Here is a 13,777-nt window from a genome sequence, read left to right on the forward strand (position 1 = left end):
GTCAGATCCGATCAAGTGTTCGAGTGAATTTCTGCGTTCGCGAACAACGGACGGAACTGATCCGGAATGGCGTCATATTCTGTTTTTGGCACCTGCAACGGGTGGAGCTTATTGAAGTTGGTGGTGTCTGCGAACCAAGACCGGTGGTAGACGATACTGAGAACCGGGCGGTTCCGTTTAGAACGGTTGGGCAAGCCACCATGGAAAAGCCGGTAATCGAACATCAGGCAACTACCGAGGCTAAGCGTCTGGCGCTGGCGCGGCAGGTCCGCTCCTTCGGAATAGGGCACGCGATGCGACCCCTTGATCACCTCGGTGCCGCCAATCAGCTCATCAATGTCGACCAGCGGAATAAGCACGGTCACTGCATGCGGTGGCATGCCGACCTCGATCCCGGTTCCGCCAAAGAGATGCGGGTGATCGATATGGAGATGCTGGGTCTGCGAGCCCGGCTGAGATACCACCAACGTCATGCTGCCAATCACGAAATCCTTGCCCAGAAGGGTTTCGAACATCTTCATTAGCAAGGGCTGGGCGTAAATTTCAGGCTGGTTGAAAGCGCCCTGAACACTCAGTCCTTCCATGAACCGCTTGTCCCCGACCTGAAGGGGCTTGCCGCTGGCAGAGCCACCTATGGCAAGATATTGCGCGAGGCAGCGTGAGAGCAGCGCTGGCGGAAACGCGTTGGCAATGGCTAGCGTTCCCTGTTCTTCGAAGATCTTGGTGGCCACCTTGGCCTGAAGGGCAAACAGGCCCTGGTCAAAACGCTCGGCGAGATCAGTCTCGATGACCGGTACGGTATCCGGCTCCCAGGCGCGCCTGTAGGCCCGGGCCAGCCGCGTGACATAGCCGATTTCGGTCTGGCTGGTCAGGTCCGGCAGATGGGCTTCGGCCAATGGGACGCCGAGCCCGAATGCCGACCGGTTCACGAGATCAAGCAGCTTTTCATAATGCTTGTGGCGGCTCCAGAGGCCGGCAAGCGCCGTGGCCTGTGCCGTATCCTGGCCGGCCAGAACCTGAACCGTTTCCAGCAGGTCATCGACAATTGCCCTGAGGTCATCCACGCAGAGCTGCCGCTCGTCTTCACCCTGAGGACGATAGGGCCGATAATTGACCAACCGGACCAGCAGCCCGGCAAGGGCCGCGCCAATGACGGCCTGAAGCAAATCCTCGACCGTGGGGTAGCCGGCGCCCTCAAGGGCTTCGAGATAGGCGAGCAGATGGCCCACCGCCTCGCTGCCCGTCTCGGGACGCCCGTCAACCTGCCACCGCACCAACTCGGCGACCGTGCCGGTCATACTGCCGAGGGAAAGGCCCGGCGGACCGATCATGGCATTGTCCCAATCGTGAAACTTGCATGCGCCGGCATCATCCATGGCCACGTTGCGATCATGGAGGTCGCAATGGTTCAAGGTTGGCGGCAAGTGATCAGCCAGACGGATCACGAATTCCAGCGACGAACGGCTGATCGAGAAGGCCTCCGCTGCGAGGACAGCCTGGCGGATGCCGACGAAGTCCGAGTAATGCGCCCGGGCTTCGGCATAGTCCCTCCGCGGGCCGAGAAAATCCGCGACATCATCCAGAAGGCGGACGACATTGAGTTTCGGAACCGCCGCGAGCAGATCAAGCTGTTCTGCGGCCAGGGCCTGGATCTGGGCGTAGCCGGTCGTGAGCAGGGCCATCAGGGTTCCGGAATCCGGATTGTTCGTTGTCCGACCGCCATGATCTTCGCTCAGGAGAAAGCCTGCACTCGCGTCATGGGCGATCACGCGGGCCATTGCACCGGTCGGCAGGTTCGCGATGGCGGCAACACTGGCCGCCAGCCTGGCCTGCGCCTTGGGGAACAGCTTGAGATAAGCCGATGTCTCCGCCTTGGTGAGGCGCAAGGTGACTCCCCAAGGCACATCCCGAATAACCTCATGGGCCGAATAGTCAAAGTGCCGTCGGGCCCAATTCAGTGCGCGCTCAATCCGGGTATCGATCAATCCTGCATCCATGGATGGCTTCCTTCTCGTCGCCTGCTTCCCCGTGCGCAATTCAGGTGCCAAGCGAACATGCGCCGTTTCGATACAGAGTGCCGGCGATAACTCGGTCTGAGGCCGGACCTTGAGCCGCCTCCTGATGGCGACGAGGCGGAACTGTATCAAGATCAAACCCGGCATGATCCCGCTGGTGTCTCGCCAGTTTTTCAAATCCCAGCAATTCCAGATTCCTACGACGTCTCGGAGCGGCAGCTTTGGGCCCTTAAGCGCTGGCTGTCACCACGTACGTAATACGAAGGCACCCTAGTAATACTCACGGATTTTCTTCCTCTCCAACACCTGAAAGGTTCAAGGGCAGGCTATGCCGTTCAGGCTGCCCGGTTTCTTGTTTTGAGTAAAAGGTCGGGGTTCCAAGGACATGACAAAGATCAACAAGTTCGGTAGTGGAGGTGGATCCAAGGCCAACGTTCATCAGCTTGCCAATGCTTTTGGGAAAAGCATCAAGACTGCCTCGCAGAATCTGTATCAGGCGAAGCCGCAATACTGCGCTCCGCAGCCCAAGCCGCAGCCGAACTGCGATAGTCCGGGGGGCCACAATCCCCCGGCCGTTCCGCACAAGCCCTGGGAACCTCCGGTTGATGATTGCCCGCCGACCGGCGGTGGCGGCAAGGCTGGCAAAGGCGGTGGTGGCGGCAAGGCCGGCAAAGGCGGTGGTGGCGGCAAGGCCGGCAAATGCGGTGGTGGCGGCAAGGCCGGCAAAGGCGGTGGTGGCGGCAAGGCCGGCAAATGCGGTGGTGGCGGCAAGGCCGGCAAAGGCGGTGGTGGCGGCAAGGCCGGCAAATGCGGTGGTGGCGGCAAGGCCGGCAAAGGCGGTGGTGGCGGCAAGGCCGGAAAAGGTGGCGGCAAGGCCGGCAAATGCGGTGGCGGCAAGGCCGGAAAAGGTGGCGGCAAGGGTGGCGGCAAGTCACATTCCTCCGGCCGGAACTATTGGTAACCGTTCCGAGACACCCATTGGCAGGCTGGTTTTCCGGTCTGCCGATGCGCAAGACGTCCTGTTTCGTCAGAAATTCGTGAAACAGTTGATTAAAGCAAAAATTCAGACGGCCGGGATTTTCCGGTCGTTTTTTTTCACAAAAATCTACAATACGTATTTTTATACGTAGTACGTACTGAATAGAGCATTTGGTCACAATATCGTAGTTTTTAATTTGAAATGATAAAGAGAGGCACAAAGGCAGATAACGCCTTCAAGATTTTGAGAAGAACTTCGAGGAGTGCCAAATCATGACGTGCAAACCCATCAATCCTCCGACCTGCGGTGGCAATAGTCATCTCCATCAAGCCACGTTGAATGCAGGCCAGGCGACCCTTGGCAAGGCGCAGCACGCCATTGCTTCGGCAAAGCACAATGGCGGCTGGAACCAGGGTGGTTCCTGCAAGCCTGCCGAACATCGCCCGGCTGCACCGTCCGTTCCGAGCTATGGCAATGCCACGGCCGGCTGCCAGACGGACATTAGCTCGGCCCTGACCGAAATCCGCGACATGATCCGTGATCTCTCGATCGGCCAAGGCGCGGGCTGCGGTAATGCCGGCACCATCCCGGGCGCTGGTGGCGGTGACCTGATCGGCCAGATCAAAGGCCTGATCGGCGAAATCAAGACGCTGCTGCAATCGCAGGGCAAGGGTTACGGCAGCTCTTGCGGCTGTGGGGCAGGCCAGAGCCAGTGGCCAGGCCTCGGTACCGGCATGGGTGCATACAACCAGATCATTGACCAGCTCTCCAACCTGATTGGCAATTGCTTCCCGCAGCCGCCGGCCTGTGGCACCCCGTCGAAGCCGCCTTTCGCACCGATGCCGTGCCCCCCGCAGCCGCAGCCGCCGCATTGCGGTTGCCGGCCGGAGCCGCGTCCGGTTCCGATGCCGCAGCCGGAACCCTGCAGGCCGATGCCGTCGCCTTGCCACCCTGAGCCGCAGCCGCCGGCCCCGTGCCAGACCAAGCCGGCCAACCCGGAGCGGCCTGTTCAGACCGGCACCCACTGCAACGACACGCTCGCCGGCACCTGCAAGGACGATGTGCAGTATGGCTTTGGCGGCAATGACAAGCTGAATGGCGGCAAAGGCAACGATGTTCAGTATGGCGGCAAGGGCCACGACGTGCTCAACGGCGGCAAGGGCGATGACGTCCAGTTCGGCGGCAAGGGCAATGACGTGCTCAACGGCGGCAAGGGCGATGACGTCCAGTTCGGCGGCAAGGGCAATGACAAGCTCAATGGCGGCGACGGCAATGACGTGCTCAACGGCGGCAAGGGCGATGATTGCCTGAACGGCGGCAAGGGCAACGATGTGCTGAACGGCGGCAAGGGCAATGACCATATCGATGGCGGCGAAGGCCATGATGTGGGCGTCTGGACCGGCAAGCGCGACGATTACAAGGTCTACACCAAGGACGGCGTGACCTACGTCGAAGGCAAGGACGGCAAGGACACGGTGAAGAATGTTGAAGGCTTCAAGTTCGATGACCAGGTCATGGACAAGCCGGCGGAATGGACTGTTTCCGAAGTCAAGGACGGCAAGGCCGAAATCAAGCTGGGCGATCGCTACACGATCGCGCTGGATGAGAATGGATCACGCTGGATTCTGACGGACAATTGCGACCAGAGCCAGACCCGCGTGTGGGGCGATCCCCATGTCGATGTCGGCAACGATGGCAAGAACGATTGGGATTTCAAGAAGGACGCCACGTTCCAGCTTGAAGACGGCACCAAGATCACTGTCGGTACCACGCCTTGGGGCAACTCGGGCCAGACCCTCTCGTCAAGCCTGACCATCACCAATGGCGACAACGCCATTCAGGTCTCGGGTCTGGGCTGGGACAGCGATGGCAAGAACAACCTGAAGGTCGAGCAGTCCTATGACGGCAAGGCCCTCGACGCCAAGACCCCGGATGGCGCCTTCACTGCTCAGGAAAGCGGCAAGGGCTGGACCATCGATGGCAAGACGGCCGACCAAGCGACCGTGAATGCCAAGGAAGCCGCTGCCACATAAGGCGGTTTCCAGACAAGCTTTGCCCGTTCTCAGCTGTGCGGTGAACAGGCAGGGGTGAGAGGAGCGGCTCTGGCATTCCGGAGCCGCTCTTTTTTGGGGTGCAGCCGAGGCGTATGCTGGCGATCGCCGGTTTGGCCAACATGCAGATTTAGCCGAATGGGGTAGACCTAGGGTCTGGAACCACACCGAAAGGGCAGCAAAGCCATTATGTTAGCAGATCATTATCCAAAACGTGGTCTGATTTTTCCGGGGTCTGTGTAGTCGGACCCGCGCAGAAGGCAGTTGCGTTTTGGTTGGTAGAGTGTTGCGCATTGGTCTTGGTGTTCTTGCATGCGTTCTTTCCGGCGCCGGCATGGCCCAAACCGTTGGGCGCAACTATGCTATTGACCCGTCCCCGGGCTCCCCCACGATCGGCGACTTGATGGACCGGCAGGCTCCTGTCTCCGAGAAGAAGCGCCCACCAGCCATCACGCCGGCTTTGCCCAAGGTCACGCCGCGAGATCCGTCCATGCCCCGGCAAACCGGGGTCAGCCCGCCCGCCAGAGCACCCAGAAACGCGCTCAATAGCACAAGGTCGTGGCCGTCAGAGTTCCGGCCGCCGGTCCGGGGTGTGATGGCTGCGTCTGAAACTGCGCCCGCTCCGGCAGGGCGCGTTGTTTCGCGCCCGATGCCGAAAGCTCCGCCGGCTGCGGTGAAGACCTCGCTCGCCCCTGACCAGCCGATAAAGCTCCGGACAGTGGCTGCCAGCCAAACCGGACCATCCGGGCGGTTTCGCGACGTTCATGGCAGTCAGGCCTTGATCACCGGCGCGATTGGCGATCAGCCCGCACTACGGCCCGCTGCTGCAGCCGCGCCAGCGGACCGCCCGAGCCGGCGTCCGGTCTCGGGTCTCGCGCAGGCCCAGCCCAAGCCGGTCGATGGATTCGGGACAGTCGAGCTGCGCCCGGAAAGAGCAAAGGCTTTGCAGGAGCCTGTGCCGGCGGCGAAGGATGCGCGCAAAGCCACACCGCCCGTTCCGGCAGCTTCAAAAGTCAATCCCGCGATTCCGGCAGCTTCCCTGCCGGCAGCGGCTAAACCGGCACAGAATATTGCTGACCCCAGCAGGCCCGCCGGGCTCGTCTCCGAAGCCGCCAATGGCAGCAAGGGCGATACAGCTTTCGTCTTCATCGTAGATCAGGATCTGCGGTCCTTCCTGCAGGACTTTGCCCGCCGTTATGGCCTGCGCGCAGACATTGCCAGCGGAATCCGGGGCAAGCTCTCCCAGGTGAAATTGCCGTCGCAACCGCGCGATTTGCTGCGTGAGCTGGCGACCCGGTACGAAATTGAATGGACCTTTGAGGGGGATGTCCTCAAGGTCACCTCGCGTTCGGAAATGGGGACACGTATCCTGCCGCTCGGCAATGTGGCTTTCAATGATTGGATTGCCGAACTCAATTCAGCTGGCATTGATACATCGCGCTACACACCAATTCCTATGCAGGGCTCGAAGGCGGCCATTATGACCGCCCCGGTGACGTATCTCTCGCGCGCAGCGGCCATTCTTGAGGTGCTGAAAACCGGCCAGGAAGCCTCATCAGAGTTGCGCATCATTCGCGCCGGCGTCAGTCAGAAAGTCCAGTTCGACTGATACCGCCTTCCGACCGCCTGCTCGAGTCTCGGTCAATGTCCTTCCGTGGCCACGCAGCGAAGCAAGTTTCCCGTGTCACGACAGAAATGACCGGATCGGAAACCGACCCGGCCTGATTGCTAACGGTCAAGTGGCCGGAGCGCGGGATGAAACCATGGCCGCGTGGGTCTAGCGAAACCCGAGCGGGCGCCTTTTTGCCACCGTGCCGATCAGTTCGGGCGGGCGCGCAGGGCGTTGAGCTGAGCCTGCCCCGTCACGGAAATTGACAAGGTCTGGGCTGCTTCCCCGATCGCCTGCTGGAACGAGGCCTGGAGCTGTGCGTTGCCGCCGCCCGAAGCGGAAGCCCCACCCGCCGCGCCACCGGTTGCCCCTGCCGCGCCTGCCGAAGCTCCTGCAATGGTGTCAGCCATGATATCCTCCTGATAAACCAACCATAGATCCGATACCCGGTTGGGCATCTTTCCGTTCAGGATGAGTATGGCAGTTTGCGCCACGGGGCCGATATTGGGGCTAACTACCGAGGCCTCAGTAGTCAGCCAGCACTGCGCTCAGAGCGGCGGAGCCGTTCAATAGGTCAGCCGGGTGGTCCTGCCATCCCGGCTCAGCACAACGGCTTGCTGGTCGATCGCTTCGATCCGCCACCCGCCGGCAATCGTGTCGCCCACGCGGGCCGTCTGCCCTGAACTCAGCATGACCTGCGGGTTCACATCCACCCAAACTGAGCGAAGCTGCGGTACATCCTTCGCCTGTGCCGTCCGGGTCACGTTGTTGACGAGCAGCGGGCTGCTAGGCCGACTGTCATACCATTTCAGCAAATCGCGCCATTTCTCGACATTCGCGGCTCCGACATTGCCAAGCGCCACGAGGGTGCCGGAAGGACCCGCCTCGACCTGGATCTCGTTGCCCAGGCCGGCCTTGTCCAGCCGGTCGCGGAACGCCGCCTGCGCTTCGTTGACGCTGGCTGCATTTGGGCCGGGCGATACCTGGCGGCTGATCTGCCCTCCATCCACCGAGGAGGCAAAGAGGCCGCTCAAGCCGGAAAGTGCATTGATGCCCAGAAAGGCAATGGCGAGCACAGCAACTGCCGTCAGACTCCGCTTGCCGCCGGGAATCACATCTTGCCAGAGCCGCGCCGTCTCAACACGGAATGTCGCCCCTCCGGCCACGAAGGTGGCCGGCAAACTGACAACCTGGCTTTGTCCGGGTCGAAGTTTGGTGCCGACATCCAGCTGGACCAGGGCATCGACCGCTGCCAGTTGAGCCTTGGATTGCCAGGCATCCGTCAGCGAAATACGAACATGATGCGCAGCCAGGCCATCGGCAATCAGCACGGCATCATTGGTCAGGGCTGAGCCCACCGAAAGCTGGCCCTGCGCATTATGAAGGCGCGCGCCGGCATGCGCACCAGACTCCACGGTCAGAACCAGACCGCCAGTCAGCTTCAGGCCAAGGGTGTTGGCCAAGCCAAGGGTTCCGGCGAGACCTGGCGTGACGGCCGGGCCGGTGGCCTTCGAACGTGAAGAGAGTGCAGATCGCATTCCTGGATGTCACCATCTGTTCGAGGGGGGCGGCGTCCCCCTCGTGGATCGGAAGTCTTGAGATCAGTTCGGGCGAGCCCGCAAGGCATTCAGCTGAGCCTGACCGCTCACCGAAATCGACAGGGTGGCCGACGCCTCGTTGATGGCTTGCTGAAAGGCCTGAGCAAGTTGCGCATTGCCGCCGCCGGAACTTGTGCCACCGGCACCTGTTGTGGCGGTCGGCGCTACTTGGTTTTCCATGGTTCACTCCTTGGCTTTGCGTCCGGTCTGGACGATGCCCGTTTGAGACTGGGAATGACCCGACGGGCCTCAACAAGTGCCGCTTTGATCAGGGGATCAACCTGGCAGTCATTGTTACCCATGCGTTGGGCCAGACGATCGAGAATGACAGCAATGGTGTCCAGATCGTCGAGGCCCGGCATGGCGTGCTTTGTTTCGATCTGGATCATTGTTGCGTCATCCTTCGTCGTGCAGGGTCTGGACAGCAACTTGTGTGCCAAGGCGGATGTCGTTTTCCGTCACCAGAAAGCATAGCAGAACAAGGTTTCTGACTTCTGAATCGTACGGGCAGCAGAGAGCCCCGCGCTGTCGCGTCAGCCCGCTGCGCTGGAATGCCGGTTCGGCGTATGACCGGCGGCCATCATCGAAAGATAAGCAGATCTGGCCCTGATCCTGCAAAAGAACTGGCAAAGGAGCCTGCCATGTCTCAGATCGATACGGTTCGTAACCCAAGGCCGGGAGTCAGTGTCCCGGGGCGGAGCGAAGTCAACACGGCCCGCCCGTCGGTGATCCCGGCGCGGACACCCGCCCGGTCGATTCCGACCAGGGCTGCGGTGCATGAGTTTGGCCTTGCTAGCCCTGAACCCTTCGAGCAGCCCGATGCGATCCATGCAGTGGCCGGCCCGGATCTGGCCAAGCTGGAAGGGATGAGTGGTGAACAGATGCTCGCGGAACTTTCGCGCATCGAGCACCACCTGCTCGGCTCCCTGCGGGATGCCAAGGATCCTGACCAACATTCCTCGCTCCAGGCCGGGTTGACCATCGTTTCCGAAACAATTCGTCGCCTTCGCCTGGTGCATGGCGGGCTTGCGGCCCTTGTCATCAAGCCCTGATGGGAGATCACACCATGAGCTTCGGCAAACCGCGATCCGCCGCCTCGGCTTGGTCTGGCACGGCGGGTCCCGCCGCCGCCAGTTGGCCAGCGCAGTCGGGCCTCAGCGAGAGCGACCGGGAATTGATGACGGCCCTTGGCGCCTTTCACTTGCGGTATGGCCGCACGGATGAGGCACTGGCACTGCTTCAGCTGGTCATCCGGATCTGGCCCCAGGATCGCACGGCTCTGCGCCTGTTAACCCAGTCCTTTCTAGCAATTGGTGATCACGCTTCGGCGGAAATGACCGATCGCGCCTATCAGCTTCGGCAACCGATCCCAACACGGGCCGACATGCTGCGCCGGGCGGCCATTTGGCTGGGTCTCGGCCAGATCAACAAAGCCCATTCCAGCCTCATGAGCGCCATCTCCACCCTGAGGGCACAGCAATGATCGAAAAGCTGACAAACTTCCTTCTGCAGGTGCGTAAGCGTCAGGATCTCGTCCTGATTGCGATCCTCCTCACGGCCGTGGTGGTGATGATCATCCCGATGCCGGTCCTGATGATCGATATCCTGATCGCGTTCAACATTACCCTGACAATGCTGGTTCTGATCGTGGCGGTCTATCTCGACCGGCCGACAAGCTTCTCGACTTTTCCTGCCATCCTGCTGATCGCAACGACATTCCGCCTCGCGATTTCCATCTCGACCACCCGAACCGTCCTGACGACGGCGGAGGGCGGTGCGATCATCGAAACCTTTGGGAATTTCGTCACTGGCGGGAACATCGTTGTCGGTCTGGTGATCTTCCTGATCATCACCATTGTACAGTTCCTGGTCATCACCAAGGGCGCCGAGCGCGTGGCCGAAGTGGCCGCCCGCTTCGTCCTCGACGCCTTACCGGGGCGCCAGCTCTCTATCGATGCCGAGCTCCGTTCGGGCGACATCACGCCCGATGAAGCGCGGGCACGTCGCCGGCAGCTGGACAAGGAAAACCAGTTTTTCGGCGCCATGGACGGTGCCATGAAGTTCGTGAAAGGCGATGCGATCGCCGGCCTTCTCATTATCATCGTCAACATTGTCGGCGGCATTGCCATCGGTACGACCCAGATGGGGATGTCAATCGGCGAGGCGTCGCGGGCCTTCTCGCTGCTGACCATCGGTGACGGCCTTGTGGCGCAGATCCCCGCCCTGCTAATCGCGCTCTGCGCCGGCGCCGTGGTGACCCGAGTTTCCACTGACAATTCGAGCGATCTGGGCAAGGACATCTTCTCCGAACTCACCGCCTCCTCACGGACGCTGATCGTTACCGGGTCAGTCGTGGCGCTGATCGGCCTGGTTCCGGGCTTCCCCACCATCATCTTCCTCGCCTTTGGCAGCTTCCTCGCCTTTATCGGTCATCGCATGGCCAGGCATGCCGAGCAGGACGTCAAGGCGAAGAAGCGCGCGGAAGCCGAGGAGCGCGAGCGGATTGCCCAGGGCGTGATCGAGTCGATTGATGCCTCGGAAACCGCCGAGCACCACGCGGGCGAAAGCTTTGTGATCAAGGTCGGCAGTTCTCTCGCCGCCCGCATCGATCAGGCCGAGTTCGTCCAGTTCCGGGATCACGAGCGTATGGCAGTGACCCGTCAGTTCGGTGTGCCGATCGGCCGCTTTGGCTTCATCACCGATGATAGCCTGCCGGCGAACGGCTTCACCATGCTACTGGACCAGGTTGCCCTGATCGCCGGCACCATTCCTGCCGACGCAATCGCTGCGGAGACCGATCCGGAAACGATTGATATCCTGCGTCTGCCGCGCATGGAACTGCCAAAGTCCTGGCGCCTCAAGCGTGCCTTGTTTGTCCGCGTTTCGGATCGCGAGCAGCTTGAGGCCGCACAGGTTCCACTGATTTCGCCCGCCGGCCTGCTGGTTCGCGTCGCCTTCACGTTGGTCAAGAACAATATCGGCCAGATGACGGATTACGAGAATGTTCGCCGCATTCTGGACCAAGCCCGCAAGGAATCGCCGCAGCTCTACGAGCAGGTGACGCAGGTGCTGACAGCGCCGATCTTGCACGATGTGATGCGCCGCCTGATTGACGAGCAGGTTCCACTCATTCCGTTGCGCCTTATCATGGAATCCCTGTTGGAGTGGGCTTCACGTGAGACAGATCCGGCGATACTCGCCGAACATGCACGACGGGGGCTGCGCCGGCAGATCTGCAACCAGATTGCCGACAAGAACCGCCAGATCGCCGCCTATATCGTTGAGCCTGATCTCGAGGAGATGCTGCGCGAAGGCGTCCGGACGACCGAAGCGGGCATCTTCCTCAGCCTTTCCAGCCGCCAGGCCAGCGCATTGCTCGGCCAGATCGAGCAGATCCGCGAGGTGGTGGATCCGGATGCGCCGCTGCCGGTCATTGTGACCGCCGTGGATCTTCGGCGCCATGTCCAGGCCTATCTCCGGAGCCACAATCTCGGCTTGACCGTGCTCTCCTTCCAGGAAATTGCGGCGGAGTTCAACGTTCTCCCGGTTGGCACGCTGCAACTCAACAAACCCGGCGCCGATCTGAAGGCGGTGGCATGAAGACAAGCCAGCAAGACGTCGCCACGCGCCTGACTACGTAGGTGTTTCAGCAATCGCGCGGGATTGTGCGCGCAATCCCCGAGAATAAGGATGATGCCATGTCACCAGAGATCGGAACCACACGTCCGTTTGCCCTGAGGCCAGAAGAGCGTGCCGCTCTGATGGCGTGCTATGTCCTGGCCCGGCAGCAAGGGCTCGTGCCGCGCGCCGGCGGGTTGGGGCGGCTGGCCGAACGCCTCGCCCCCGGCGGCAACCTGCTGATCTTGGGCGATGCGATGTACGCAGCCCGCCGTGGAACGCTGAGCGATGCCGCGAACCGGGTCCGGGGGCTTCGGCTTCCCGGCCCCAAGACTGCCATGGAACGGCACAAGGCCGCCGCGACACTGGATGCCCTGGCGAGTTTTGCCCAGCGTAAAGCCTGATCGTACGTAGACCTGTTCTATTCTGGAACAAAAAAGGACGAAAAGCCCATGGACCCGATCTTGCAAGCATCGAACCTGGCTACTGTCACCGCTGCGGGCAATTCCCAGTCCGCTTCCGTGTCAGGGACCAATGATCCCATGCTGGATCAGATGATCGAACAGGGTGCTCAGCAGGTTTTCGGCATTCTGTTCAGTCTGATCATGAGTCAGACCGGCGAGGGGTAACTCCTGGGGCCAGCCATTTGGCCGGCGCCTGATACCGATGGAGGCGTCGACGTGATCGAAGCAATGTCCCAATCCCTGACGCAAAGCCAGGCGACGAGCGCATTTCCCGCCCAGGGAAGCGAAGTAAAGCTGGCCGGCCAGGTGGACAAATCATCGCAGGCGGCCGAAGGCTTTCGCGAAGCACTGGCGCGGGCCCATGAGGAAATCACCACCAAGGGCACCGCCAATGATACACCGGCCAGCATGAAGGGAGATCCGGTGGCCCGTGAAATGGCCCAGATCCTGCCTTCGCCCTGGAAGTCGGCATCGGGCGCGGGGGATGCGTCGCCAAAGGGCAACCCGCAGACGACCGGCGCCACGCCGCCGGCCAATCCCGCCAGCGCTGCAAATGACGTGCTCCGCCAGAGTTTCGACCACGCCATCGCCGTCACCTTGATTAGCCAGGTTGTTGGCGGCGTTTCGCAGACAACCTCCACCCTCATCCGTCAGCAATAATGGAGTGTTTTGCCATGTTTGGTTGTCACATTCCCACACTGGTATGGAGCCGATTGGTCCGGTTTGTTCTGATCTGCGGCATTGCCGGCGCGCTCGCCGCCTGCAAGAGCGAGATTTATTCCAGCCTTCCGGAACGCGAAGCGAATGAAATGATGAGCGTTCTAAGTCAGGCCGGCATTGATGCCCAGCGCCAGCGGCTGAAGAATGGCCAGTTCGCCCTCTCGGTTGACCAGTCCCAGGCAGCCAGGGCAACGATGCTGCTCTCGCAGCTTGGCCTGCCAAGGCAGCAATTCGAAACGCTCGGTACGCTGTTTGATGCCAAGCGTATGGTCTCGACCCCGTTTGAGGAACGGGCGCGCTTCATGCACGCGATCAACCAGGAATTGGCGAATTCGCTGACCCAAATCGCAGGCGTGGTTTCGGCCCGCGTCCATGTCATGATGCCGGAATCCTCACCGCTCGAACGGGACCGGCAGACGCCACGGGCCTCGGTGTTCGTCTACCATCTGCCCGATGTGGCGATGAATCAGCATATCCCGATCATTAAAACCTTGATCGTCAATGCCGTGAATGGCCTGAATTATGAGGATGTCGCTGTGGCGATCTTCCCCTCGAGCCCGGTCGGCTATCAGCCCGGCTCGCGGCTGACCGGAGTTTTACCATCTGTCAACCATATTGTGTTGATGCTTCTGGGGGCGGTCCTCGCAATTATGCTCATCGCTCGGCAGACGATTGGCCGTGCTGTGGGGAGGTTGCTGGCGCGCGCCTGAGGGGAAAAGCCGC

15 protein-coding genes are annotated in these 13,777 nt (G+C 61.2%); 10 read left to right on the forward strand and 5 right to left on the reverse strand.

What is annotated here, in order from left to right:
* Positions 1-11 precede the first annotated feature (11 nt).
* The gene (locus P0652_RS09445) at positions 12-1,997 is read right to left on the reverse strand and encodes a phytanoyl-CoA dioxygenase family protein (RefSeq protein WP_284178525.1); all 1,986 of its coding nucleotides are present in this window, start codon (positions 1,995-1,997) and stop codon (positions 12-14) included.
* 620 nt (positions 1,998-2,617) lie between these two features.
* Here P0652_RS09445 and P0652_RS09450 point away from each other — a divergent pair.
* The 3 genes from P0652_RS09450 to P0652_RS09460 all read left to right on the forward strand — a co-directional run bounded on the left by P0652_RS09450 (position 2,618) and on the right by P0652_RS09460 (position 6,654).
* Positions 2,618-3,145: a hypothetical protein gene (locus P0652_RS09450; RefSeq protein ID WP_284178526.1), complete on the forward strand. Its 528-nt coding sequence runs from the start codon at positions 2,618-2,620 to the stop codon at positions 3,143-3,145.
* 121 nt (positions 3,146-3,266) lie between these two features.
* Entirely contained in the window at positions 3,267-5,027 is a 1,761-nt protein-coding gene (locus P0652_RS09455; protein ID WP_284178527.1) for a DUF1521 domain-containing protein, read from the forward strand.
* 691 nt (positions 5,028-5,718) lie between these two features.
* The gene (locus P0652_RS09460; RefSeq protein ID WP_284178528.1) at positions 5,719-6,654 is read left to right on the forward strand and encodes a hypothetical protein; all 936 of its coding nucleotides are present in this window, start codon (positions 5,719-5,721) and stop codon (positions 6,652-6,654) included.
* Positions 6,655-6,863: 209 nt separating this feature from the next.
* On the opposite strand, the gene P0652_RS09465 is transcribed toward P0652_RS09460, so the two are convergent.
* The 4 genes from P0652_RS09465 to P0652_RS09480 form a co-directional block, all read right to left on the reverse strand.
* Complete coding sequence (locus P0652_RS09465; RefSeq protein ID WP_284178529.1) at positions 6,864-7,064, reverse strand: hypothetical protein; 201 nt, start codon at positions 7,062-7,064, stop codon at positions 6,864-6,866.
* 156 nt (positions 7,065-7,220) lie between these two features.
* A complete protein-coding gene (locus P0652_RS09470; RefSeq protein WP_284178530.1) occupies positions 7,221-8,117 on the reverse strand; it encodes a SctD/MshK family protein in 897 nt (298 codons plus the stop codon).
* A gap of 138 nt (positions 8,118-8,255) precedes the next feature.
* Positions 8,256-8,432: a hypothetical protein gene (locus P0652_RS09475; protein ID WP_284178531.1), complete on the reverse strand. Its 177-nt coding sequence runs from the start codon at positions 8,430-8,432 to the stop codon at positions 8,256-8,258.
* A complete protein-coding gene (locus P0652_RS09480) occupies positions 8,417-8,641 on the reverse strand; it encodes a hypothetical protein (RefSeq protein ID WP_284178532.1) in 225 nt (74 codons plus the stop codon). Before P0652_RS09480 ends, P0652_RS09475 begins: the two co-directional genes overlap by 16 nt.
* A 252-nt stretch (positions 8,642-8,893) precedes the next feature.
* Between P0652_RS09480 and P0652_RS09485 the strand changes: the two genes are divergently transcribed.
* From P0652_RS09485 to sctJ, 7 genes are all read left to right on the forward strand, one after another.
* On the forward strand, positions 8,894-9,304 hold the full coding sequence (locus tag P0652_RS09485) for a hypothetical protein (protein ID WP_284178533.1): 411 nt from the start codon (positions 8,894-8,896) through the stop codon (positions 9,302-9,304).
* A 14-nt stretch (positions 9,305-9,318) separates the two neighbouring features.
* Positions 9,319-9,735, forward strand: a complete 417-nt coding sequence (locus tag P0652_RS09490; RefSeq protein WP_284178534.1) for a tetratricopeptide repeat protein — start codon at positions 9,319-9,321, stop codon at positions 9,733-9,735.
* Positions 9,732-11,852 carry a type III secretion system export apparatus subunit SctV gene (gene sctV, locus P0652_RS09495; protein WP_284178535.1) on the forward strand — a complete coding sequence of 707 codons (2,121 nt, stop codon included), beginning with the start codon at positions 9,732-9,734 and terminating at the stop codon, positions 11,850-11,852. Before P0652_RS09490 ends, sctV begins: the two co-directional genes overlap by 4 nt.
* A gap of 98 nt (positions 11,853-11,950) precedes the next feature.
* Positions 11,951-12,274: a hypothetical protein gene (locus tag P0652_RS09500; protein WP_284178536.1), complete on the forward strand. Its 324-nt coding sequence runs from the start codon at positions 11,951-11,953 to the stop codon at positions 12,272-12,274.
* Positions 12,275-12,322: 48 nt separating this feature from the next.
* Positions 12,323-12,499 (forward strand): hypothetical protein, encoded by a 177-nt coding sequence (locus P0652_RS09505; protein ID WP_284178537.1) that lies wholly within the window; start codon positions 12,323-12,325, stop codon positions 12,497-12,499.
* Between the two features lie 51 nt (positions 12,500-12,550).
* A complete protein-coding gene (locus P0652_RS09510) occupies positions 12,551-12,994 on the forward strand; it encodes a hypothetical protein (protein WP_284178538.1) in 444 nt (147 codons plus the stop codon).
* Positions 12,995-13,047: 53 nt separating this feature from the next.
* Positions 13,048-13,764, forward strand: coding sequence for a type III secretion system inner membrane ring lipoprotein SctJ (gene sctJ / locus P0652_RS09515; protein WP_284178539.1), 717 nt, complete (start codon positions 13,048-13,050; stop codon positions 13,762-13,764).
* Positions 13,765-13,777 lie beyond the last annotated feature (13 nt).

This window comes from Rhabdaerophilum sp. SD176 (genome assembly GCF_030143245.1).
Lineage (GTDB): Bacteria > Pseudomonadota > Alphaproteobacteria > Rhizobiales > Beijerinckiaceae > Rhabdaerophilum.